A 23,168-nucleotide genomic window follows, 5' to 3' on the forward strand; every position below is an offset into this window, starting at 1 on the left:
CCCAGCGCCAGTTGTTCGGGATGCTGATCCTGCTCAACCTCGTGCTCGCGGCGATCCAGTTCGGATGCGCGCCGTTCGCCGCGGCCTATTATCGCCAGCCGATGGTTGCCGACCTGCTGCGCGTGCAGGCTTTGCTCTATGTGGCGACGCCGTTCATCGCCCTCCCTTATGCACTGCTCGCGCGCGAGATGGATTTCCGCAAACAGGCCCAGGTCAATCTGGTCTCGGGAGTCGCCGGCGCGGCGACTGCGCTGGTGGGCGCCTGGGCGGGACTCGGGGTGTGGACGCTGGTCGCAGCGCCGATCGCCTTGTTCACGGTGCGCGCGGTCGGCATGACCTGGGCGGCGAATGCGCTGATGTGGCCGAGCTTCGACTTTCGCGGCGCAGGCGACATCGCCCGCTATGGCGGCGTGATGGCGACCGGGCAGATCTTCTGGTTCCTGCAGAGCCAGGCCGATGTGTTCATCGCCGGCCGCCTGTTCGATCCGCATATGCTCGGCATCTATACGACCAGCCTGTTCCTCACCCAGATCTTCGTCTCGAAGTTCGTGCCGCCGCTCAACGAAGTCGCCTTCTCGGCCTATGCCCGAATGAAGGATGATCGCGCCGCCGTCGCCGCGGCGTTCGTCAAATCGGCGCGCGTGATCTTCGTCGTCGCGATGCCCTTCTATCTCGGGCTCGCAGTGACCGCGCATCCACTGGTCGAAGTGGTGCTGGGAGCCAAATGGATCGAGGCCGCGCCGGTGGTGCACTGGCTCGCGCTGGCGATGCCGATGATGACGCTGCAGACGCTCTATGCGCCGGCAAGCGACGCCTGCGGCCGGCCCGGAATCAGCGCGAAGAACGGCGCGACCGGCGCCTTGCTGCTGCCGGCGGCGTTCCTGATCGGGGTGCATTGGGGGATCATGGGGCTGATCGCGGCATGGTTCGCCGCCTACCCGCTCTATCTGGCGATCTCGACCTGGCGGACCTTGCCGGTGATCGGCGTTCGGCTGCGCGACCTTGTCGATGGACTCACTCCGCCGGTGTTCGCGGCGGTCGCGATGGCGTTGATCGTATCGCTGCTGGCGCGCGTGCTGCCGCCGATGCCGGCACTCGCACAGCTGGCACTGCTCGGATGCGCCGGAGTCATGGCTTATGGCGGATGGCTCGCATTGTTCGCGCGCGAGACGCTCGACGAAGTCGTCGCGCTGATCCGCAACCGCCGCGGCTAGACCGCCTGGATATAGGCGCGCATCGCGTCGGCTTCCGATTCGATGCGCTCGATGCGATATTTCACCAGATCGCCGATCGAGATGAAGCCGATGCAGCGGCCGCGCTCTACCACCGGCAGATGGCGGATCCGCCGCCGGGTCATCAGCGCAAGCGCGCCGAGCACCGATTCGTCAGGCGCGACGGTGAGCGCCGGCGCAGTCATCACCTCGCGGACCATGCGGTCGAGCGCCGCGGCGCCCTCGCGCTCGAGGCCGTAGATCACGTCGCGTTCGGAGAAAATGCCCGCCACAGACTCGCCGTCCATCACCGGGATGGCGCCGATTCGGCGGCTGGCGAGCAACGCTACCGCTTCGGCCACGGTGCGATCCCCCGAGATCGACACCACGTCGCGCCCTTTTCCCCCCAGGATTGCCGAGATCGTCATCGCTCGTCTCCGCTTTCGGGTTCAGGCGGTTGTTTCTCCCATGATTCGCGCCCAATTGCAAAGCCATGGGCACGCCCCGCCACGATCTCGACGATCCGGAATATTCCGCCTTCGCCTGGGGGCGGTACAAGCGGATGCTCGAGGTGATGGCTCTGGTCTCGCTGGGGACCGTCGGTGTGGCCGAGCTGGTGCTCTGGCGCTGGCTGGGCGGGCTCGATTTCGTCACCGCCAGCGCGACTTTCCTCGGCGTGTTCCTGACGATGATGCTCGCCGCCGCGCTGATGGGGCTGATGTTCCTTAGCTCGGGCAGCGGCCATGACGAACGAGTCGAGGACCGGCTGAAGGACGAGATCGACCTCGACTGAGGTCAGCGCCTCTTCTCGAGCTTGAATGCGAATTCCAGCTTCGCGCTGCCATTGCCCGGGACGGTCACGCGCCATGTCTTGACGCCCTTATGCTCGACCAGTTCCGCGTCCACCGAGGCGAGCGTGCCCGGAATCGCCATCTCGAAGGTCTCGGGCGTCGAGCGCGCATTGGTGACTTCGATGGTGAAGGGCTGACGCTTGCTCGAAGGCGGGCGAGGGACGATCTTGTAACGGACGTCGTTGCTCTGGCCGGTGGTGAACTCGACTTCTTCGCCGATGGCGCGGTCGGCCAGATCGCTCTCGCCGACCAACAGCGATTCCGAACGCGCCTGCTCGAACACCGCGACTTTGCCCGCCGGCAGGGGAAGCCCCAGCCCCCGTTCATCGACATTGCGGGTGCGCAATATCCGCGACGCCGCGACGCTCGGCAGAACGCCAGCCGGACTATAGCCGAACGGCTGGAACACACCGGTGTAGACGCGTGCGAAGCCGACCTTCTTGCGGTCGATCATCGCGACCTGCTTGCGGCTCTGCGCGGCGACGGTGACCGGTTCGGGAACACGGTAGAGCTTGAGGTCGCCGAGTTCTTCCTGCTGCGCCATCATCACCGCGATCGGCGCCGGCGCAGGCGCCGACATCACCATGCCCTCCACCCGCATCCGGTGCGCCGTTACGACGATATCCGAAGCGCCCTCTTCGAACATGGGCTCAGGCGACGGCAGGCGCTCGATCCCCCAGCGCGGATAGGTGCTGGTGGTGTCCATCGGCCAGCAGCGCAGATGGAGCTCGGGCGCCGGCGCTTTCGGCAGCGCCGCGGCGGCTTCCTTGTTGGGCGCGCCCGCCACCGCGTTGGTGCTTGCGCCGGCAAAGCCCTGACTGCCGCCATTGACCACGGTCAGCCAGGCGAACAGGTCGAGCGTCTCGCCATCCTCGGCGACCTGCGCGACATAATTGGCCGACCAGTCGAACCCCTGCGCCAGATAGGAGATCTGCACCGTCACGGTCGCAGCTGCGGCGCTGTTGGTGGTCACCGACAGTGTGGGCTTCGCCGAGAGGTCGGCGGGGACACCGGGATAGCGAAGCGCTTCGGGCATGCCCGAGCAGCCCAGCGCCTCGACTCCCTGCGCGGTGGTCAGCAGCACGCCGCCGCCGGGTCCCGACTGGATGAGGGCCTCGCTTTCAGTGACCTTCCCCGTCGCGCGATTGGTGCGGCGAATCGTCACGCGGCGCTTGAGATAGGCATCGATCAAAGCCGCGGGCGACAGCAGCCGCGCGTCGCGATTCTTCTCGCCGACCTGCTGCGGCAGGCCAGTGACGATCGCGGTTTCGGGCATCATCCCTTCGGAAACCCCGACGAAGCGGATGACCGATTTGCCGGCAGGCACACGGATCGTGCGGGTCTCGGTGACCAAGGCATAGCCGCCCGGCCAGCCGCCTGCGGGTATCGCGCCATCGCGCCGGTCCGGATCGCGATAGAGCGTGACCGAAACCGCATCGATCTTGTCGGACTCTACCAAGGTCTGCGCCATGGCAGGCCAGGCGGCGAGCGAAAGCGAAAGTAAAAGGGCGATCCGGCGCATCAGTAGCGCGTGTCGAACACCACGGTGACCGACGCCTTGCCGTTGGCGGGCACCGGCACCTTCCACTCCATCCGGTCGGCGGAGACGCGCTCGCCGGGCTGGCTCTGCTCGACCAGCCGGACGTCGCCCCACAGCCCGTTCTGGGCGAGATCGACCGTCACCGGCGCGGGCCGGGCATTGGTGAAATCATAGCGCATCGAAGTTCGCCAGCGCGACGAGGACAGCCGCTTGCGCTCGACCAGCACGGCCGCGCCCTTCACGTCGAATGCGTCCCCGGTGCGGATCGACATCGCCGAACCCATCGGCGCCGCCGCGACGCGACTCTCGCCGATGAACTGGGGGTCGCCGCGCGTGTCGCGCATATAGACGCGGATCGTCCCCGAAGGGAGCTGATCGCCGAGACCGCCATTTTTCGAAGTCGAGAATTTGAGCACGGTCGCGGCGCTGCGCGGATCCGACTGGGTCTCCAGCCAGCCATTGGTCCATTCATAGGTCTTGCGCGCCGGCGTGTTCTTGACGTCGAGGAAGCTGACCTGCTTCTGCTGGGCATTGGCGATCGTGGTCCGTTCGCCGAGCGGATAGAGATAATAATCGCCCAATGTCTCGCGCGGGCCGCTTTCGGTGCCGGCCTGCTCGATCGTCGAATCGCCGAGCTGCGCCAGGCCGCCATTGCCGCCGCGATTGGGGTTGCCCGCGATCAGCAGAACGTCCGCGCTGCGATAGGTGGTGCCAGTATTGTTGGTGAGCGTCACCCAACCCTGCATGTCGATCGCGCTTTTGGCTTCGTCGAACAGCATCACATAGTCGCTGGTCCAGCCGAGCCCGGGAGTCAGATAAGTGAGCGTCGCCGGCACGCGCCCCGCGCGGGCGGCCTGCAGCGTCACCGACAGTGTCGGGCGGGCGCGCAGATTTTCGGGCACCTTGTCGAAGATCACGCGCACCGGCAGCCCGTCGTCGCGCAATACTTCGATGCGGTTGCCGATCTGGAGGACGATGCCGCCATTTGCGGCGAGCACCCGCGCCTGTTCGCGCGTCTCGGCGCCGGTCGCGGGATTGGTTCGCACGATCGTGACGACCGAACCCACTGCCTTTTCCATCAATTTGTCGGGCGAGAGCAGGTCGTAATCGAAATTCTGCTCGACGATGCCGAGGCCGGGACCGGACAGGGTCACCGTTTCCGAACGGATCTGCGCCGACACGTCGGGGAAATCCTGGCGTGTGCGGCCGGCGGGAAGATCGAGCTGGCGCACGTCCTGCACCAACGACTGGCCGTTCTGGTAGATGGTGACCGCCACGTCGCCCTGTGCGGTCTGATCCGGCGCGGGCACCGATGCCGGCTGGACCTGGGCGTGCGCGGCGAAAGGAATCACCAACACAATAAGAGCCGTCAAACGCAAAGCATCCTCCCCCGGACCGTTCCGAGGGAGGATGCTAGCAGGTTGATCGCGAAGGGCTAGCCCAACGCGGGAGATATCAGGCGGCCGGCGGCACCTCGGTGTCGCTCTTCACGGTGCGACGGCGGCGTGGCTTCTTGGGCGCTTCCTCGGCATCGTTCGCGGCAGCGGTGTCGCCGAAGGCCGGGGGCAGGATCGCCGCGTCGATGCCCTGCGGGGCTTCGGCCTCGGCAGCTTCGTCACGACGCGGGCGCCCACGGCCGCGAGCGGCACGCGCGGGACGTGCTTCGCCAGCGTCACGTTGCTCAGGGAAGAGTTCGGGAGCGGGCGCTTCCTGCGCCTCAGCCTGATGACCGTTGGCATAGCCATTCGCAGCGTTGCCATTCGGGCGGTCGCGGCGGCCTTCGCGCGGTTCGCGGTCCTGGCGCGGTTCGCGATCCGGACGCGCTTCACGGTCCTGACGGGGCTCACGATCCGGACGCGGTTGACGGTCCTGGCGGGGCTCGCGGTCCTGGCGGGGCTCACGGTCCGGGCGCGCTTCGCGGTCCGGGCGCGGCTCGCGATCCTGGCGAGGCTCACGCTCGTAGCGCGGCTCGCGCTGCTGCGGGCGATCGTCGCGCTGCGGTTCGTCGCCGCGATTGCCCTCGGCCTCGAAATCGAAATCCTCGTCGTCGCCGTCGATATCGTTGCTCGGGCGGCGCTGCTGGGGCTGGTTCGGATTCGCCTCCTCGAAGCGCGTGCGAGTCTCGCTCAGCACCCGGAAATAGTGATCCGCGAACTGGAGATAATATTCGGCGTTAACCCGATCGCCCTGCATCTGCGCATCGCGAGCAAGGTTCTTGTACTTCTCGAGCAGCTGCGCGGCATTGCCGCGGGCACGATTGTCGATGCGATTGCCATTGCCCTGGTTCGGACTGCCGCCACCCTGGCGCTGTTGACCACCACGGCCGCGACGGCGACCGTTATTAGCCTGACGATTGTTCATCAAGGTCTGTATGTCCTGTCTACTAAAGCCGTCCGTCGATCCATCGGGGTCCCGGATGCGCGTTGCAATTGCGGACAGCGCCGATCCCGGCACTTCCGCTCGCCATGGCCGCCGGACTGCAGCGGCACACATGACCTGGAGTGAGCCTTAGCCCTATGTTTCAACAACTTGGTTGAAAGTGCCTCGCCCCGGCGCCGTCTTAGCCCGTGGAGCACCAATCTCCAAGAGGAAATATGGGGCGCCGGCGCGTCGGTTTCAAGTAAGTAGTACCACGCGGGGACGCCCGCCCAGATCGCAATGAACCGCAGGCAACAGGCCGCTCTGGAGCCCCAGCGCGGAGACGGCTTTGGCCTGCGTCCAGCCGATCTCCAGCATAGCCGCGCCGCCGGGCGCGAGGAGATCGGGGAGCGCTGGAATGATGCGGCGATAGTCATCGAGACCGTCAGGCCCGGCGAACAGCGCCGAAGCGGGTTCGTGGTCGCGCACTTCGGCCGGCAGCGGCTCGTGCGTGCCGATATAAGGCGGGTTGGCGAGGATCAGATCGAACTGGCGGCCATCGAGACCGCGGGTCCAATCGCCGAGGCGCAATTCGGCGCGGTGCCCCATGCCGAGGCGATCCGCATTGCTGCGGGCATAGCCAAGTGCGGGCTCGGACGCGTCCACGCCGAGCCCATGCGCTTCGGGCCATTGATCGAGCGCGGCGAGCAGCAAGGTGCCAGGGCCGGTGCCGAGATCGAGGATCCGCATCGGCGCGCGCTCGTCGAAATAGTCGATCGCGGTTTCGATCAGCGTCTCGCTGTCGGGCCGCGGGATCAGCGCGCCGGGGCCGACCTGCAGCTCGATCGTCCAGAAGGCGCGAATGCCGGTGATATAGGCGATCGGCTCATGCGCGAGACGGCGCTGGAGGAGCGGCTCGAAGGTAGCCGGGACGGAAACGTCGAGATGGCGGAGCAGCAGCTCCTGTCGCGAGATGCCGAGCGCGTGGGCCATGAGCAGTTCGGCATCGAGGCGGGCCGTGTCGGTGACGGTCGAGAGTAACTGCGTCGCTTCGGCAAGTGTCGTCCGAACTCCCTTGGTTGTGGGAGGGGCTGTCATGCCGCAGCCCGCTCGCGGCACTCCCCTCCCCTAACCTCTCCCGCAAGCGGAAGGGGAATTAAGCAGAAATCACCCATCCAGCTGCGCCAGCCGGTCCGCCTCGTCCTGCGCGGTCAGCGCGCCGATCAACTCGTCCAGCTCGCCCTGGAGGATTTCGGGCAGGCGGTGGAGCGTCAGATTGATGCGGTGGTCGGTCACCCGGCCCTGGGGGTAACTATAGGTCCGGATGCGTTCGGAACGATCGCCCGAGCCGACCATCGTCTGGCGCGCGCCCGCACGGGCCGAGTTGAGCCGGTCGCGTTCGGCCTCGTAGAGGCGGGTGCGGAGCACCTTCATCGCCTTGGCCTTGTTCTTGAGCTGCGAGCGCTCGTCCTGCTGGATGACGATCGTGCCCGTCGGCAAATGAGTGATGCGCACGGCGGAATCGGTAGTGTTGACCCCCTGCCCGCCCGGCCCCGACGCGCGATAGATGTCGATCCGGAGATCCTTGTCGTCGATCCGGATATCGGCTTCCTCGGCCTCGGGCAGCACCGCCACCGTCGCGGCAGACGTGTGGATGCGTCCGCCCGCCTCGGTTGCGGGGACGCGCTGGACCCGGTGGACGCCGCTTTCGAACTTCAGTTTGGCGAACACGCCGACGCCGGTGACGCTGAGCACGACTTCCTTATAGCCGCCAAATTCCGATTCGGAGGCCGTGATCAATTCGATCCGCCAGCCCATGCGATCGGCATAACGCTGGTACATGCGCAGCAGATCGCCGGCGAACAACGCCGCCTCGTCGCCCCCGACGCCGGCGCGGATTTCGAGCATCGCCGGGCGCTCGTCGGCGGCATCCCGCGGCAGCAAGGCGAGCGCGAGGAACCGTTCGGCGGCGGCGAGAGCATCGTTATTGGCGCGCAGCTCCTCGACCGCCATCGCCCGCAGCTCTTCGTCGGCGTCCTGCGTCATGTGCTGGAGGCTGCCCGCCTCGGCGCGCAGCCGCCGGACCTCGCCCGCGGCCTGTGCCACCGGCTCGAGCTCGGCATATTCCTTGGAGACCTGGACGTATCGGTCGCCCGGCAAGTCGCCGGTCGCCATCTGCGCCTGCAATTCGTCGCGCCGCGCCTCGATCGCGGCGATACGGTCGGCGGGGATGCTGATCATGCGTCGACCAACCGCAGGATCAGCTCCTTGACCTGCTCATGCTCTTGTACGCCCGTGTCCGCCCGTGTGCTGATATTCGACGAATCCTCATCGCCGCGAATGGACACAATCACTTTAGCGCGGACTTTCACTGCCTTGTCGTATCGCTTTCTAGGCGAACCGGATGCAATCATTTCAGCGGAGAGGCCGTTTTCGCGAAACAGCTTCAGGGCTCGAAAGCCAGTATTCAACGCCGAATCTTCTTCGATCACGAGAATCACGTCGGCTTGCTCCGCCGCCGGCTCCTCGATCAGCATCGCGAGCCGCTCGACACCCGCGGCCCAGCCCACGCCCGGCGTCTCGGGCCCGCCAAGCGAGCCGATCAGTCCGTCATAGCGACCGCCGGCGAGGACGGTGCCCTGTGCGCCGAGGCGATCAGTGACGAACTCGAAGGCGGTGTGGCGGTAATAATCGAGCCCGCGGACGAGACGGCTGTTGCGGGTCCATTGCACCCCGGCCGCGTCGAGGCCGTCGGTGACTGCCTTGAAGAAAGCCGCGGCCTCCTCGGTCAGATACGCGTCGATATCGGGCGCGCTGTCGGCGATCGGGCGGTCGCGCGGGTCCTTCGAATCGAGGATGCGCATCGGGTTCTTGTCGAGCCGGACCTGGCTGTCTTCGGACAGCGCGTCGCGGTGCGCCTCGAAATGCGCGACCAAAGCGGTGCGCCACGCGTCGCGCGTCTCGGCGTCGCCCAAGGTGTTGAGCTGGAGCGTCACCCCTTCGGTGATGCCCAGCTCCTTCAGCAACTGGTCCGCCAGCACGAGCAACTCGACATCGGCGGCCGGCTCGGCCGCGCCGATGATCTCGGCGTCGACCTGGTGGAACTGGCGAAACCGCCCCTTTTGCGGGCGCTCGTAGCGGAACACCGGACCCGAGGTAGCGAGCTTGAGTGGCGCATATTGCTGCCAGCCCTCGGTGATGTACGCGCGGGCGATGCCGGCGGTGAATTCGGGGCGCAAGGTCAGCGAATCGCCGCCGCGGTCTTCGAAGGTGTACATTTCCTTGGAGACGACGTCGCTGGTCTCGCCCATCGAGCGGGCGAAGACGCCGGTCGCCTCAAAGATCGGAATCTCGAGCCGTTGGAAGCAATAGAGCCGCCGGACGCGTTCGAACGTGTCGAGCACCGTAGCGAAACGTCGCTGCTCGTCGCCGAAAATGTCCTGAGTGCCCCGGATGCGCTTGGGGGTTTCGATACGTGCCATTTCGGCCGGGTTTCTAGGGCGTTCATAAAATTTGCGCCACTCCCTTTAAATGCGCCGCGCCCCGCCCATATTCCCGTTCGAGTTCAACAACATGGAAGGAGGTGATCGAATGTCTCATTGTCAAACGCCGTCTGCGGTGCGCACTCGGACTTCGGTCGGCTTCGTCGGAGCCGCCCGCTGAGGCTTTGAATACGGGTCGCTGGCCGCAGCGGCTGACAATGGAAAGGCCGTTTCCCGCGAGGGAAGCGGCCTTTCGTGTATCCGGGGACATGGCTGACACATTCTGATACATTTCTACGCTGGTAGCCGCGCAACCAGCTGTCCTATGGGCGAGTTTCGGAACTGAACTGCGCCTCCCCAAGGCGCTACGAGCGGGTCTGCGAATTGAATCTGAAACCTTCGAACCTTCCCGGCCGATCGGCTCTTGCGCTGGCGGCTACGGCACTCCTCCTCGCCTCGTGCGGCAGCAGTGGCGCCGACGCGCAGAAAAAGGGCGGACGCGGCGCGAGCGGTCCGGCGCAGGTCGGCTTCGTCGTGGTGCAACCGACCAGCGTGCCGGTGGTGACCGAGCTTTCCGGCCGGGTGACTGCGTTCCAGATGTCCGAAGTGCGGCCGCAAGTCGCCGGGATCGTCCAGCGGCGCTTCTTCACCGAGGGCTCGATCGTCCGCGCCGGCCAGACGCTCTACCAGATCGATCCCAGCCTCTATCAGGCGCAGGCATCCGAGGCCGAAGCCAATCTGCAGAGCGCGCGCGCCACGGCCGAAGCCGCCCGAATCCGCGCCGATCGCTATCGCCCGCTCGCGAAGATGGAGGCCGTCAGCCAGCAGGATTACACCGATGCCGCAGCGCAGGCGCGGCAGGCGGCGGCGGGCGTGGCGCAGACCAACGCGCAGTTGCGCACCGCGCGGATCAATTTGCGCTTCACGCGCGTCCCTGCCCCGATCACCGGCCGGATCGGCCGCTCGCTGGTTACCGAAGGCGCACTCGTCACCACCAATCAGGCCGATCCGCTCGCGGTGATCCAGCGGCTCGACCCAATCTATGTCGATATCCAGCAATCGAGCGCCGACATGCTCGCGCTGCGCAGATCGCTGGCGCAAGGCGGGCTCGCGCCCGCCAGCGCGGTGGTCCGCCTCAAGCTCGAGGACGGGAGCGACTATGGCCAGACCGGAACGGTGGAATTCTCCGAAGTGATGGTCAATGCGAACACCGGGACAGTGACGCTGCGCGCCCGATTCCCAAATCCCGAGGGCATATTGCTGCCCGGTATGTTCGCGCGCGCCGCGTTCGCGCAGGCGATCAACCGTCAGGCGTTCCTCGTGCCCCAGGCCGGGCTGTCGCGCGATCCGCGCGGCAATGCCACCGTCTATGTCGTCGGGCCGGGCAACCGCGCGGTTGCGCGCACCGTGATCGCCGAACGCACCCTCGGCGCGAACTGGGTGGTGACGCAGGGCCTCGCGCCCGGCGACAAGGTCATCGTCCAGGGCACCGCCAATTTGCGCCCGGACGCCGAGATTCGCCCCGTCCCCGTCACCACCCCGCAGCGCATCGAGGCGCCGAAGGGCGACCAGGGTGCACAGGGCGCCGCCGCCAAGAAGGGCGGCTGACCGCCCATGTCACGCGTCTTCATCGATCGCCCGATCTTCGCCTGGGTGATCGCGATCATCGTCATGCTGATGGGCGTCGGCGCGATCATGTCGCTGCCGATCGCGCAATATCCCGACGTCGCGCCGCCGCAGGTCAATGTCCGCGCCTCCTATCCCGGCGCCTCGGCCGAGACAGTGCAGAATTCGGTCACCCAGGTGATCGAGCAGCAGCTGACCGGCATCGACGGGCTGATCTATTTCAGCTCGTCCTCCACGTCACGCGGGCAGGTCAACATCTCGGCGACGTTCGAGAAGGGCACCGATCCGGACATCGCGCAGGTCCAGGTCCAGAACCAGGTCCAGCAGGCACTGTCGCGGCTCCCGCAGCAGGTCCAGCAGCAGGGGCTGCGCGTCACCAAGTCCAACCCCGACTTCCTGATGATCGTCGGCGTCTATGACGAGACCGACAAGCGCACCAACCAGGACGTATCGGACTGGATGGCCTCGAACATGCAGGACCAGCTCGCGCGGATCCCCGGCGTCGGCGAGACCAACGTGTTCGGTGCGCCCTATGCGATGCGAATCTGGCTGAACCCCGATCGGCTGGCGAGCTATGCGCTGATGCCCAGCGACGTGATCACTGCGATCACCAACCAGAATACCGAAGTCGCCGCGGGCGAGATCGGCGGCCAGCCGCAACCGAGCACCCAGATGCTCAACGCCACGGTGACCGCCCAGTCGCGTCTCCAGACCCCGGCGCAGTTCGAACGAATCATCCTCAAGACCGAGACCAGCGGCGCCAACGTGCTGCTCAAGGACGTCGCGCGGGTCGAGCTCGGCGCCGAGAGCTACAATGCAGTCAGCCGGGTCAACGGCCATCCCGGCGCCGGCATCGCCGTCAGCCTGGCTCCCGGCGCCGACGCGCTCGAGACCGCCGAACTGGTCAAGGCCAAGGTCGAGGAAATCGCACGCGGCTTCCCAGCCGGCTTCAAGTTCGCCTACGCCAACGACACGACCGCGTTCATCAAGCTCTCGATCGAAGAAGTGGTGAAGACGCTGATCGAGGCGATCGTCCTCGTCGTGATCGTGATGTTCGTCTTCCTGCAGAGCTGGCGCGCGACCTTGATCCCGTTTGTCGCAGTGCCGGTGGTGCTGCTCGGGACCTTCGCGGTGTTCTACGCGCTCGGCTTCTCGATCAATACGCTGACCCTGTTCGGTCTCGTGCTCGCGATCGGCCTGCTCGTCGACGACGCGATCGTCGTGGTCGAGAATGTCGAGCGGCTGATGGACGAGGATCCCGATCTTTCACCGCGCGACGCGACGATCAAGTCGATGGATCAGATCCAGATGGCGCTGGTCGGCATCGCATTGGTGCTCTCGGCGGTGTTCCTGCCGATGGCGTTCTTCGGCGGCTCTACGGGCGTGATCTACCGGCAATTCTCGGTGACCATCGTTTCGGCGATGGTGCTGTCGGTGCTGGTCGCGCTGATATTGACGCCGGCGCTGACCGCTACTCTGCTCAAGAAGAAGAGCGAGCATCAGGGCGGTTGGGTCGAGCGGCGCTTCCCCGCAGTCGGTCGCTTCTTCGGCCGCGCGCGCGACGGCTTCAACCGCAATTTCGATCGCGGCGTCGAGCGCTATACCGGCGCAGTCACCACGGTGGTCAACCGCAAATGGCTGTTCCTGCTGCTCTACGCGGCCGTGTGCCTGTTGCTCGTATTGATGTTCACCCGCCTCCCCACCGGCTTCCTGCCGACCGAGGATCAGGGCGCGGCATCGGTGCAGTTCCGCCTGCCCGCGGGCGCGACGCAGAGCCGCACGCAGGAAGTGCAGCGTGCGGTCGAGCGTTACTTCAGGGAGCAGGAAAGCAAGAACCTGGCGACGATGTTCACCGTCACCGGCGGCGGCGGTGGTGGCGGCGCCAGCGGCCAGAACACCGGACAGGGCTTCATCAACCTCGCCGACTGGTCCGAGCGCAAAGGCAAGGAGAATGGCGCCGAAGCGATCGTCCAGCGCGCGTCGGGCGCATTCCGCAACTTCCGCGACGCGCAGGTCTTCGCATTGGTGCCGCCGGCGATCCGCGGGCTCGGCCAATCGAGTGGCTTCACGATGCAGCTCCAGAATTCGAGCGGGATGCCGCGCGAACAGTTCCTCGCCGCGCGCGACAAATTGCTTGCCGCTGCCAACAACGATCCCGAGCTGGCGCAGGTACGCCTCTCGGATCTGCCCGACGTGGCGACGCTCAAGGTCGATATCGATCAGCAGAAGCTCGCCGCGCTGGGAGTGAACCAGAGCGACGTCAACTCCACCCTGTCGACCGCCTGGGGCGGCCGCTACGTCAACGACTTCATCGATCGCGGCCGGGTGAAGCGCGTCTATGTCCAGGGCGATGCGCAATATCGCGCCGCGCCCGACAATATCGCCGAATGGTTCGTCCGCACCCGCAGCGGCGAGATGGCGCCCTTCTCCTCCTTCGCACAGACCAGCTGGGCGACCGCGCCGACGACGATGTCGCGTTTCCAGGGCATTCCGGCGTTCGAAATCCAGGGCCAGGCCGCGCCGGGCAAGAGTTCGGGCGACGCGATGCGCCGGATGGAGGAACTCGCTACGCAGGTTCCGGGCACCAGCGTCGCCTGGTCCGGCCTCTCCTTCCAGGAGCGGCTGTCGTCGGGGCAGGCGCCGTATCTCTATGCGGTGTCGCTGCTCGTCGTGTTCCTGTGCCTCGCGGCGCTCTACGAGAGCTGGTCGATCCCGGTGGCGGTGCTGCTGGTAATTCCGCTCGGGCTGGTCGGCGCGGTGTTCGCAGTCACGCTGCGGGGCTTGCAGAACGACGTCTATCTCCAGATCGGCCTGCTCACCACGATGGGCCTTGCCGCCAAGAACGCGATCCTGATGATCGAATTCGCCGAGCGCGCCGAGAAGGAGGGCAAGCGCGTGATCGACGCGGCACTGGAAGCGGCCCGCATCCGCCTCCGGCCGATCCTGATGACCAGCCTCGCCTTCATCTTCGGCGTGCTACCGCTGGCGATATCGACCGGCGCGGGCGCCAACAGCCGCATCGCGATCGGCACTGCGGTGATTGGAGGCATGCTGACCGCGACGATCCTTGCGATCTTCTACATACCGTTGTTCTTCGTGCTGGTCCGCCGCGGAGTGCGCGATGGGCTCAAGGCAGTGCGCGAGCGGCGCAAGCCTCCGGAGGCCACGGCATGATGTTCAGGGTTCTCCGCTCCAACATCGTCATCCCGGCCAAAGTGCCGGGGTCCACGGTGCCGCAACCGAGCGCCGCTCGCCTCTCGCCCCTTGCCAAGCCGCACGGTGGACCCCGGCACAAGGCCGGGGCGACAATGGGAGCGGTTCTGGCCCTCGCCCTGGCCGGCTGCTCGGTGGAGCCCAAATACGTACAGCCCGCGGCGCCGGTACCGCCTTCGTGGCCGGTCGGCGACGCCTACCTGATCAACAGCGAAGCGACGCTGCCGGCCGTGACGTACCGCGACATTTTCCGCGATGCCCGGCTCCAGAAGCTGATCGCACAGGCACTGACCCAGAATCGCGATCTGCGCGTGGCCGCGGCGAACATCCGTGTCGCGCGTGAGCAATATCGCATCCAGCGCGCCGAACGTCTCCCCGAAGTCACGGCCGGCGCCGGCGCGACGGTTTCGAATGGCCAGAGCGGCAGCGCATCTGCGGGATCGGGCACCCGCACCCGCTTTACTGCCGACGCCGGGATCACCGGGTTCGAGCTCGACCTGTTCGGCCGGGTCGCCTCGCTCACTCGCGCCGAGCAGAACCGCTATTTCGCGACCGAAGCCGGCGCGCGAGCGACCTGGCTGACTTTGGTCGGCGACATCGCCGACGCGTGGCTGCGTTATGCAGCGGACGCGAGTCTGCTCAAGATCGCGCAGGACACGGCATCCAATGCCGAGAACAGCGTCCGCCTGACCCGGGCGCGTCTCGAAGGCGGGATCGCGCCGCGCACCGATCTGCGTCAGGCCGAGCAAGTGCTCGAAGGCGCACGCGCTGACCTTGCCGAGCAGCGCACGGCGCTGGCGCAGGACGTCAACGCGCTGCAATTGCTGATCGGGGCACCGGTGGATCCGGCGCTGCTACCCGCATCGCTCGACGAAGCCGCACCGACGATCACCGAGCTTCCCGCGGGAGTGGATTCGAGCATACTGCTCCGCCGCCCCGACGTAGTGCAGGCCGAATATGCGCTCCGCGCCGCCAATGCCGAGATCGGCGCGGCGCGGGCCGCCCTGTTCCCGCGCATCTCGCTCACCGGGCTGCTCGGACTCGCGAGCAATGCGCTGACCGGGCTGTTCAGCGGTGGCGGGTTCAACTGGTCCGGCGGTGCCGATGCGAGCTATTCGATCTTCAACGCCGGCGCCGGCCGCGCCAATGTCCGGCTGAGCGAAGCGCAGCGCGAGGCGGCAGTGGCCAGCTATGAGCGCGCGATCCAGTCGGCGTTCCGTGAGGTGGCCGATGCGCTGGCCCGGCGCGGGACGATCACCGAGCAATTGCGCGCCACCGAGGCGCAGACCAATGCGGCAGCCGACACGTTCCGGCTCGCCGAGGCGCGCTATCGCGGCGGGATCGACACCTTCCTGTCTAGCCTCGACGCGCAACGCTCGCTGTATTCGGCTCGGCGTACCCTCGTGAATACTCGACTGGTGCGGGCGAGCAATCTCGTGACGCTATATCGCACGCTGGGCGGCGATTCGCTGCTGCAAGTAACCTCGCAAGGACCGCAGGCGGCGATACCGCAGCCTTAACCCCGTCAGGTCGGCATTCCGCACCGCGCGAGATAATCGGCGTAGCCGGGCAGTCGCGCGGGAAGCGTGGCGAGGCCGGCACGCATCTCGGCCATCCGTGAGGCAGCTGCGTCGGCAGACACCGCCAAGGCCAGCGGGTCGGTCGCACCCGGCACCACGCCCAGCCCCAGCAACGCCGAGATCCAGATTTCCTCGAGCAAGCCGTCCTCGTCCTGATGAACGAACCGCCCGCGCTGCTCGAATTGCTGGACGACGCGCGCGAGGCTGTCCGGCACTTCGATCTTCGCGCCGGCGCGAAGATAATGCAGCGCCTGAAAATCGCGCATCCGCTCGGCCTCGGCCCGCGCGCGGCGATTATATTCGGCGGTCTCCACCGGATGGCAATCGCGGCCCGGGAGCAGCTCGATCGCGCGCGCGATGCTGCTCTGGGCGAGGTGGAGATTGGGCCAGTGCAACGGATCAAGCGCGACAGCGGCATCGCCGATTGCGAGGATATTCTGGACCCATGGGGCAGCGCGCCGGCCGGGGCGGATCGCGATCGAGGTCCCTTCCCCCCGATCGGCGTGGACGCGGCCGAGCAAGGTCTTGCCCGGCAACGACGCGGCGAATTGCCAACCGCCAGCGCCGCCGATGATCGTATCGTTGGGATCCGCCGCACTCGTCGGTGCCTCGCCGATCTCGACGCGGTCATAGGGCAACACGCTTCCCCAATCCTCGAAGTCTTGCGCAACCGCGTCCGCCAAAGGTGCGGCGGGACCCGAAGCATCCACGTACAGATCGGCCTCGACTCGCCGTCCGTCGGCCGACATCAGCGCTGCGACACCGCCGTCTGCACGCCGCTCGATCGTGCCGAACGCGCCCGCGAACCGCGCCACGCGGAGCCGATCGACCAAGGCGGTCAGCATCGGGCGATAGCGTTCCGGATCGAGCCGCAGCGCATAGTCGAACGTGGCGAGCGGAGTGCCCGGCTGCGGGTGGACGAATTTGCTCGCCTCGGCGAGCACCCCCGCAGCGGCGTAACGGTGCCACGCCTCGGCGCGACCTTCGCGCCGTGCCCGCGCCCAGAGCTGGTGGAAGGCGACGGCCCCCGTCGGCGCGCCATGCTCGCCGTGGACATGATACCAGGTCGCGGCGCCTGTGGACCAGTTCTCGAAACGCAACCCGAGCCGCGGCACTGCGGCGCCGGCGCGAAGCAAGTCCCGCTCGTCGAGGCCGATGCTCGCATGAAAGCGGTGGATCGCGCTCGTGCTGCCGGGCAGCCGATCGGCGAGTGCGGCGGGATCGGGCGGCGTCTCGATCACGGTGATCGCGAGCTGCGGCAGCGCGCGGGCGAAGGCGGCCGCGGCGGACAATCCCGTGATGCCGCCGCCGAGAATCGCGATGCTGCGGATCGCGCGGTCGCTCATGCCTGCAGACCGAGCGCCACGCGGTGGCCGGGGAGCGTTGCCACGTCGCTGGCGATCTGCACACGCAGCCGGCCGAGCGCCTGGCCGAGCTCGTGCGGATTGGCGGTGTCGACGCGTTGGTCCCAGCCTTGCGGCATCACGCCCTGCCCGATCAGCACTGCGATCCAGCTCGGCGCGAAGAACAGCCCGCGGCTATAGCGCTGGATGCGTCCGGCGCGCCGGAAGAGTTCGATCTTGTCCGCGAGACTGTCGGGGATCGGCATGTGCCGCACGTCGCGCCAGAAGTCCGAATCGTCGCGGGTGCTGGCGTGGTAATGCAGGATCAGGAAGTCGCGGATCCGGTCATATTCATAGTCGACCTGGGCGTTGAATTCGTCACGGTCGGCAGCCTGGATCCCGCCGATCGGAAACAGATCGACCAGCTGCTGGATCGCGATCTGCACCAGATAGATGCTGGTCGATTCGAGCGGCTCGAGGAAGCCCGAGGCGAGACCCACCGCGATCACATTGTGCGACCAGCTGCGCTTGCGGCGCCCGGCCTTGAAGCGGAGCACGCGGGGATCAGCGAGCGGCTCACCCTCGATCGCACCGAGGATCGCTGCCGACGCCGCGTCGTCGGAAAGATGCGCGCTCGAATAGACATAGCCGTTGCCCACTCGGTGCTGGAGCGGGATGCGCCAGCGCCATCCGGCCGGCATGGCAGTGGCGCGCGTGAGCGGCTCGATCTCGCCCGACGGCGAGGCGCAAGGCAGGGCCATCGCACGATCGCAGGGGAGCCAGTGCGACCAATCCTCCCAAGCCTCACCCAGCGCGTCGCCAAGCAGCAGGCTGCGAAAGCCCGAGCAATCGACGAACAAATCGCCTTCGATCCGCGTGCCACTCTCGAGCACCAAAGCTACGACGTCGCCGGTGCCGCCGTCGCGTTCGACCGAGACGATCTTGCCTTCGGTGCGCTTGACCCCCCTCGCCTCGGCGAAGCCGCGCAGGAAGGGTCCGAAGCGAGTCGCATCGAACTGATAGGCATAGCTATACGCCGAGAGCAAAGCGTCCGGATCGGCGGCGGGCGGCGAAAAGCGCTTTTGCGCGGCCATGACGTTGGCAACGCAATAATCGGCGATCTCGCCACCCTGCCCCAGCGCGTGCATCCGCAGCCACCAGTGGAGGAACGGCACGTCGTTGAGCGGCCGGCCGAAATCGCCGAACGGGTGGAGATAGGCGTCGCCCGGCTTGCCGAAATCGCGGAACTCGATCCCCAATTTGTACGTGGCATGGGTGGCGGCCATGAACTCTGCTTCGTCGAGCCCGAGCGTCTGGAGGTAGGCGCGCAGATGCGGAAGAGTCGCCTCGCCTACCCCGACAATGCCGATCTCGGCGGATTCGATCAGCTCGACGCTGGCCGCATGCGGCAGCATCCTGGCGATCGCCGACGCAGCCATCCAACCGGCCGTGCCGCCGCCGACGACAATCATTTTCTTGCGTGGCTGGTTCACCTCGCCCCCTCTCCCGGAGCGGGTCTAGGCGATTATCGGGTCAGCGTGCCAGTGCCGAGACGAACGCCCGTGCCCGCTCGCCGACTTCGGCAGCGGTGAGACCGGGCTTGTAGAGGGCCGAGCCCAGGCCGAAGCCCGCTGCCCCGGCCTCGCGCCACGGATCCATAGTGTCGGGGGTAACGCCGCCTACCGGGAGCAGGCGCAGGTCCCTCGGCAGCACCGCGCGCATCGCCTTGAGGATCGCCGGGCTCGATCCCTCGGCCGGGAACAGCTTGAGCGCAGTGGCGCCGGCTTCGAGGGCCGCGAAGGCCTCGGTCGGGGTGACGACACCGGGAAGCGAGACCATGCCGGCCGCGACGGTGGCGGCGACCACGCGGGTGTTGGCGTTGGGCGAGATGATCATCGTGCCACCCGCCGCCAATACTTGCTCGACCTGGCCTTCGTTCAGCACGGTGCCGGCACCGATCACTGCCTTGCCCTCGAAGCGGCGGGCGAGGCGCGCGATGCTATCGAGCGGATCGGGGGAATTCATCGGGACTTCGATCAGGGTGAAGCCTGCCTCGACCAGCGCGTCGCCGATCCCCTCCACCTCGTCGGGCTTCACGCCACGCAAAATGGCGATCAGCGGGCAGCGCGCAAAGGCGGCGTCGAAGGCGGGAACATGGCTCATTGCTTCACAATCTCGTTGATGCCCGCGACGAACGCGGCATGGCTGTCGATCAAATGCGCGGCGCGGCCATGGGCCTCAATCGCCGCCGAATAGAGCCCGCCGAGCATCGGATCGGCGAGGATATGGACGGTGTCGTGCCCGGAGGTGGCGAGCCGGGCGGCCACGTCCGCGCCGATCAGCAGGCCGGAGGCAAAAGAAGTGGCGTCAGCGTCGTCGCGCCGGCCCAACATCTTGGCGGCGCGGATGCCGAACAACGAGGCAGCGATATCCTGTCGCTTGCCCTCCTCCACTCCTTCGAGGAATGCGGCGCCCAGCGTTACCTCGCCGTCCAGCTGCGCCGCCAGCAGGCCGTGCTTGCGGAGCAATGCGAACAGCTCGCCGGTCATCGCGGTAACGAAATCGGCCACCTTGCCGTCTTGCATCTCGACCCATTTGCAATGCGTGCCTGGCTGGGCGAGCAGCGAACTCGCCGGAACCAGCCCCGCCGCTGCGGCACCGAGCAACTGGACTTCCTCGCCGCGCATGACGTCGGGCCGACCGCCCACCAAGGTCGAAATGCCCGGGACGATCGCGGTGCGGTCGTCGATCCACAACAGCCCCGCCGCGATCTCGGCCACGCCGGCCGGCGCGGCGACATAGGGTGCCGGTCGCCAACCGATGTTCGAGCCGACCATGCCGGCGAGCAGCATCGGCAAATCGCCGAACCGCCCGCGGATCGCCGCCGCTTCGGCTTCGAAATTCTCGACCGAAGTCACTCCGCGATCGTCGCGCCCGGTCTCCGCGACCGCGCCGCCGGCGATCAGGAACACGCGCCGGTTGGTGGTGCCCCAGTCGACGGCGAGGAAGCGGCTGCCGAAACTCACCACCAGGTCGCGTACAATGCGATCAGGATGGCGATCACGCCGATACCGGCGATGTTGAACGCCCCGGTAGTGCGGAAGGTCACGCCCTCCATCGTCACCCGATTGGCGTCACCGCGTCCACGCACCAGCAGCGAGACGACCATCGCAAGGAACAGGCTCACCACGAACACGAACATCATGCGGTTCATGAACGGCAGCAGATAGGCGTTCAACACCTCGGGCAGCCACGGCGCCGGCACCGAATATTTAAGCAAGGTCGACAGCAGCACCGACGTGAGCGCCGCGACGATCGCGCCGGCTTCGGTGGCGGGCTTCCAGAACAGGCCGAGCAGGAAGATCACCGTGATGCCCGGCGTGAAGAAGCCCGAGAATTCCTGGATGAACTGGAAGGCCTGGTCCGACTGGCCGATCAGCGGCTTGGCGGCGATGATCGCGATCACCACGGCGATCGCGGCGACGACGCGGCCGACGAGGACGAGGTGCTTCTCCTGTCCTTCGACCACGGCGATGCCGTCCTCGCCGCGGGTCTTCATGCCGCGCGCCTTGGCATAGAGATCGAGGGTGAAGATCGTCGCAATCGAATTGATCTTGGAGGCGGTCGAGGCGATGATCGCCGCGATCAAAGCCGCGAAGACGAGGCCGAGCAGGCCCGGGGGCAGCAGCTTCATCATCGTCGGATAGGCTTCGTCGGGCTTGGCCAGCTCGGGCGCGAGCACCACCGCGGCGATGCCCGGCAGGACGATGATCACCGGCATCAGCAGCTTGAGATAGGCAGCGAATACCACGCCCTTCTGCGCCTCGCCGAGGTTCTTCGCGGCCAGCGCGCGCTGGATGATGTACTGGTTGAAGCCCCAGTAAGACAGGTTGGCGATCCACATGCCGCCCACCAGCACCGCGATGCCGGGCAGATCCTTGTAGAAGGGATTATCCTGCGCGAGGATCATGTCGAAGTGGCTCGGCGCGCGCTCGGTCAGCAATTTGAAGCCCGCGAGCACCCCCTGATCGCCGCCGATCTGATTGAGCGTGAGATAAGAGACGACGAGGCCGCCGAGCACGAGCAACGTCACCTGAACGATGTCGGTGAGCGCCACCGCCTTGAGGCCACCATAGAGCTGATAGAGCAGAGCGAAGCCGCCGAGCCCGATCAGCGCCGCGGTCTGATCGACCCCCGCCACCTTGTTGACCGCGATCGAACCCAGCCAGATGATCGAGGTGAGGTTCACGAAGATGTAGAGCGCGAGCCAGAACACCGCCATCAGCACCGGGAGCACGCGGCCGAACCGCTGCTCGAGGAACTGCGGCATCGTGTAGATTTCGTTCTTGAGGAAGATCGGCAGGAAGTATTTGCCAACGATCAGCAACGTCAGCGCCGCCATCCACTCATAGGAGGCGATCGCGAGGCCGATCGCATAGCCCGAACCGGCCATGCCGACGATCTGCTCGGCGGAAATGTTCGCGGCGATCAGCGAGGCGCCGATCGCCCACCACGGCAATGACTTGGAGGCGAGGAAATAGTCCGACGTGTCCTTGGTATGACCCGCTTTCTCGCGGCTCACCCATTGCGCCAGCCCGAATATGCCGATGGCGTAAGCGATTACGACGAAGAGATCGATGTTCGAAAGACTCGTCATGGCTTCCTCCCTGCCCCCGGGCCGGGCGGCTCATGCCGCGCTCTAGCCCGCCGTGCCGCCCCTGATCGACGACGTTGGTTCATTTATCGTATTTATTGGACTTGTCCAGCGCCGCCACTGCGCTAACGTAGGTCAAACAATGGCGTGGAGAGGATCCTGACACCGTTGTCGGGGTCGATCAAGGGGCGGCAGTCGATGTCGAACAATTACCCGCAGCTGGGCGCGGAGGATGCCCGGCCCCAGCTGGGACGCAATCTCACCTACGGCATGCTCGACAGCCTTGGGCGCGCGATCGTCACCGGGCGCTACGAACGCGAGGCATTCCCGACCGAGGCCGAACTCGCCAAGCAGCATGGCGTCAGCCGCTCGGTGACGCGCGAGGCAGTGAAGATGCTCACTGCCAAGGGTCTGCTGAGCGCCCGGCCGCGCCAGGGCACGGTGGTCCAGCCGGCGACCAACTGGAATTTGTTCGATACCGATGTGTTGCACTGGCTGCTCGAGCGACAATTTTCGGTCGATCTGCTGCGCCAGTTCAACCAGTTACGCGTGGCGATCGAACCCGAGGCGGCTGCGCTGGCAGCACGCGTCGGCACGCCGGACGAACTGGCTCGGATCACGCAAGGGCTCGAACGGATGGAAGCCGCCGAACAAGGGCTGGAGGACACGCTGGAGGCCGATATCGCGTTCCACGTCGCGATCCTGCGCGCCTCGGGCAATCCCTTTTATGCGCAGTTCCGCGACGTGGTGGGCACCGCATTGCGGACCTCGATCCGCTTTACCAATCGGCTGAAGGGGCGCACCGCGAATGTCGCAGACCACGCCGCAGTGCGCGACGCCATCGAAGCGCGCGACCCCGACGCTGCGCGCGCCGCGATGCGCGCGCTGATCGGTGACGTGCTCGATCTGATTGACCATGTCGAAGCGCGCGACGCGCAGGGCTGACGCTCTCGGACGCGCGACGCCCGCACGTCGGTGCGACGGCCTCATTGCAACTGCGCCTTAACCGTCCCTTTCAGGCCGCGCCGTGTGCACGAAAGGAACAAAAAAGCCCCCGGAACAACGCAGTGGCTGCCTCCGCGGGTTCAGGAGATGTCCTGAAGCGCGGATGACTGCAATATGCAGAAAATTCCTCTATCTTCAAAAATCCATCTAACCTCTAGAAATTAAATAAAAATATTCCGTAGACGCAAAAGGCGGCGACGCGGCCGCTAACTATATCGGCGCGGCATGCTCCGCCCGTTCGGCGCGCTTCCTATGATGGTATGGATGACCGGTATGTCGAACCCGCGGGAGCGGGGGACGGGTTC

At 66.4% G+C, this 23,168-nt stretch carries 18 protein-coding genes (1 of these 18 cut by a window edge); 6 read left to right on the plus strand and 12 right to left on the minus strand.

Going from position 1 to position 23,168, the window contains the following annotated elements:
* On the plus strand, window positions 1-1,214 hold the 3' portion of the coding sequence (locus CVN68_RS10630; protein WP_233503677.1) for a lipopolysaccharide biosynthesis protein. It extends 265 nt beyond the left edge of the window; 1,214 of the gene's 1,479 nt are visible here — the last part of the coding sequence; its start codon lies off the left edge, out of view; its stop codon occupies window positions 1,212-1,214.
* Here CVN68_RS10630 and CVN68_RS10635 read toward each other — a convergent pair.
* Entirely contained in the window at window positions 1,211-1,639 is a 429-nt protein-coding gene (locus CVN68_RS10635; RefSeq protein ID WP_100282183.1) for a CBS domain-containing protein, read from the minus strand. The two genes, CVN68_RS10630 and CVN68_RS10635, sit on opposite strands and share 4 nt — an antisense overlap.
* A gap of 65 nt (window positions 1,640-1,704) precedes the next feature.
* Between CVN68_RS10635 and CVN68_RS10640 the strand changes: the two genes are divergently transcribed.
* Complete coding sequence (locus CVN68_RS10640) at window positions 1,705-2,004, plus strand: hypothetical protein (RefSeq protein ID WP_100282184.1); 300 nt, start codon at window positions 1,705-1,707, stop codon at window positions 2,002-2,004.
* A 2-nt stretch (window positions 2,005-2,006) separates the two neighbouring features.
* Here the strand turns inward: CVN68_RS10640 and CVN68_RS10645 are convergent, their stop codons facing one another.
* From CVN68_RS10645 to hisS, 6 genes are all read right to left on the minus strand, one after another.
* Entirely contained in the window at window positions 2,007-3,533 is a 1,527-nt protein-coding gene (locus CVN68_RS10645; RefSeq protein WP_233503678.1) for a DUF4139 domain-containing protein, read from the minus strand.
* 50 nt (window positions 3,534-3,583) lie between these two features.
* Window positions 3,584-4,954 carry a DUF4139 domain-containing protein gene (locus tag CVN68_RS10650; RefSeq protein ID WP_199560296.1) on the minus strand — a complete coding sequence of 457 codons (1,371 nt, stop codon included), beginning with the start codon at window positions 4,952-4,954 and terminating at the stop codon, window positions 3,584-3,586.
* A gap of 103 nt (window positions 4,955-5,057) precedes the next feature.
* Window positions 5,058-6,095, minus strand: a complete 1,038-nt coding sequence (locus tag CVN68_RS10655; protein WP_324871756.1) for a DUF4167 domain-containing protein — start codon at window positions 6,093-6,095, stop codon at window positions 5,058-5,060.
* Between the two features lie 123 nt (window positions 6,096-6,218).
* Window positions 6,219-7,058 (minus strand): peptide chain release factor N(5)-glutamine methyltransferase, encoded by an 840-nt coding sequence (prmC, locus tag CVN68_RS10660; RefSeq protein ID WP_100284342.1) that lies wholly within the window; start codon window positions 7,056-7,058, stop codon window positions 6,219-6,221.
* A gap of 69 nt (window positions 7,059-7,127) precedes the next feature.
* Entirely contained in the window at window positions 7,128-8,201 is a 1,074-nt protein-coding gene (gene prfA / locus CVN68_RS10665) for a peptide chain release factor 1 (protein ID WP_100282188.1), read from the minus strand.
* The gene (gene hisS, locus CVN68_RS10670; RefSeq protein WP_100282189.1) at window positions 8,198-9,442 is read right to left on the minus strand and encodes a histidine--tRNA ligase; all 1,245 of its coding nucleotides are present in this window, start codon (window positions 9,440-9,442) and stop codon (window positions 8,198-8,200) included. Before hisS ends, prfA begins: the two co-directional genes overlap by 4 nt.
* Window positions 9,443-9,832: 390 nt before the next feature.
* Between hisS and CVN68_RS10675 the strand changes: the two genes are divergently transcribed.
* The 3 genes from CVN68_RS10675 (at window position 9,833) to CVN68_RS10685 (ending at window position 15,801) form a co-directional block, all read left to right on the plus strand.
* Window positions 9,833-11,050, plus strand: a complete 1,218-nt coding sequence (locus CVN68_RS10675) for an efflux RND transporter periplasmic adaptor subunit (protein ID WP_100284343.1) — start codon at window positions 9,833-9,835, stop codon at window positions 11,048-11,050.
* A gap of 6 nt (window positions 11,051-11,056) precedes the next feature.
* A complete protein-coding gene (locus CVN68_RS10680) occupies window positions 11,057-14,242 on the plus strand; it encodes an efflux RND transporter permease subunit (RefSeq protein WP_100282190.1) in 3,186 nt (1,061 codons plus the stop codon).
* 134 nt (window positions 14,243-14,376) lie between these two features.
* Entirely contained in the window at window positions 14,377-15,801 is a 1,425-nt protein-coding gene (locus CVN68_RS10685; protein ID WP_100282191.1) for an efflux transporter outer membrane subunit, read from the plus strand.
* A 5-nt stretch (window positions 15,802-15,806) separates the two neighbouring features.
* Here CVN68_RS10685 and CVN68_RS10690 read toward each other — a convergent pair whose 3' ends face one another.
* From CVN68_RS10690 to CVN68_RS10710, 5 genes are read right to left on the minus strand one after another with little or no spacing between them, the layout of a single operon-like run.
* A complete protein-coding gene (locus CVN68_RS10690; protein WP_100282192.1) occupies window positions 15,807-17,207 on the minus strand; it encodes a tryptophan 7-halogenase in 1,401 nt (466 codons plus the stop codon).
* Window positions 17,204-18,697: a tryptophan halogenase family protein gene (locus CVN68_RS10695; protein WP_324871761.1), complete on the minus strand. Its 1,494-nt coding sequence runs from the start codon at window positions 18,695-18,697 to the stop codon at window positions 17,204-17,206. Before CVN68_RS10695 ends, CVN68_RS10690 begins: the two co-directional genes overlap by 4 nt.
* A 40-nt stretch (window positions 18,698-18,737) precedes the next feature.
* Window positions 18,738-19,367: a 2-dehydro-3-deoxy-6-phosphogalactonate aldolase gene (locus tag CVN68_RS10700; RefSeq protein WP_100282193.1), complete on the minus strand. Its 630-nt coding sequence runs from the start codon at window positions 19,365-19,367 to the stop codon at window positions 18,738-18,740.
* A complete protein-coding gene (locus tag CVN68_RS10705) occupies window positions 19,364-20,236 on the minus strand; it encodes a 2-dehydro-3-deoxygalactonokinase (RefSeq protein WP_100282194.1) in 873 nt (290 codons plus the stop codon). The genes CVN68_RS10700 and CVN68_RS10705 overlap by 4 nt, the downstream gene beginning before the upstream one ends.
* The gene (locus CVN68_RS10710; protein ID WP_100282195.1) at window positions 20,227-21,861 is read right to left on the minus strand and encodes a sodium:solute symporter family transporter; all 1,635 of its coding nucleotides are present in this window, start codon (window positions 21,859-21,861) and stop codon (window positions 20,227-20,229) included. The genes CVN68_RS10705 and CVN68_RS10710 overlap by 10 nt, the downstream gene beginning before the upstream one ends.
* A 195-nt stretch (window positions 21,862-22,056) precedes the next feature.
* Between CVN68_RS10710 and CVN68_RS10715 the strand changes: the two genes are divergently transcribed.
* Window positions 22,057-22,803, plus strand: coding sequence for a FadR/GntR family transcriptional regulator (locus CVN68_RS10715; protein WP_100284345.1), 747 nt, complete (start codon window positions 22,057-22,059; stop codon window positions 22,801-22,803).
* The last annotated feature ends 365 nt before the right edge of the window (window positions 22,804-23,168 follow it).

The sequence above is a fragment of the Sphingomonas psychrotolerans genome, from assembly GCF_002796605.1.
Lineage (GTDB): Bacteria > Pseudomonadota > Alphaproteobacteria > Sphingomonadales > Sphingomonadaceae > Sphingomonas > Sphingomonas psychrotolerans.

Excerpts from the sequence above, each read along its gene's own strand:
- CVN68_RS10715 (WP_100284345.1), top strand. The coding sequence starts at position 22,057 with ATGTCGAACAATTACCCGCAGCTGGGCGCGGAGGATGCCCGGCCCCAG.
- CVN68_RS10645 (WP_233503678.1), bottom strand. The coding sequence starts at position 3,533 with ATGGCGCAGACCTTGGTAGAGTCCGACAAGATCGATGCGGTTTCGGTC.
- CVN68_RS10635 (WP_100282183.1), bottom strand. The coding sequence starts at position 1,639 with ATGACGATCTCGGCAATCCTGGGGGGAAAAGGGCGCGACGTGGTGTCG.
- hisS (WP_100282189.1), bottom strand. The coding sequence starts at position 9,442 with ATGGCACGTATCGAAACCCCCAAGCGCATCCGGGGCACTCAGGACATT.
- CVN68_RS10685 (WP_100282191.1), top strand. The coding sequence starts at position 14,377 with ATGGGAGCGGTTCTGGCCCTCGCCCTGGCCGGCTGCTCGGTGGAGCCC.
- CVN68_RS10640 (WP_100282184.1), top strand. The coding sequence starts at position 1,705 with ATGGGCACGCCCCGCCACGATCTCGACGATCCGGAATATTCCGCCTTC.
- CVN68_RS10680 (WP_100282190.1), top strand. The coding sequence starts at position 11,057 with ATGTCACGCGTCTTCATCGATCGCCCGATCTTCGCCTGGGTGATCGCG.
- CVN68_RS10690 (WP_100282192.1), bottom strand. The coding sequence starts at position 17,207 with ATGAGCGACCGCGCGATCCGCAGCATCGCGATTCTCGGCGGCGGCATC.
- CVN68_RS10710 (WP_100282195.1), bottom strand. The coding sequence starts at position 21,861 with ATGACGAGTCTTTCGAACATCGATCTCTTCGTCGTAATCGCTTACGCC.
- CVN68_RS10700 (WP_100282193.1), bottom strand. The coding sequence starts at position 19,367 with ATGAGCCATGTTCCCGCCTTCGACGCCGCCTTTGCGCGCTGCCCGCTG.
- prfA (WP_100282188.1), bottom strand. The coding sequence starts at position 8,201 with ATGATCAGCATCCCCGCCGACCGTATCGCCGCGATCGAGGCGCGGCGC.
- CVN68_RS10655 (WP_324871756.1), bottom strand. The coding sequence starts at position 6,095 with ATGTGTGCCGCTGCAGTCCGGCGGCCATGGCGAGCGGAAGTGCCGGGA.
- prmC (WP_100284342.1), bottom strand. The coding sequence starts at position 7,058 with ATGACAGCCCCTCCCACAACCAAGGGAGTTCGGACGACACTTGCCGAA.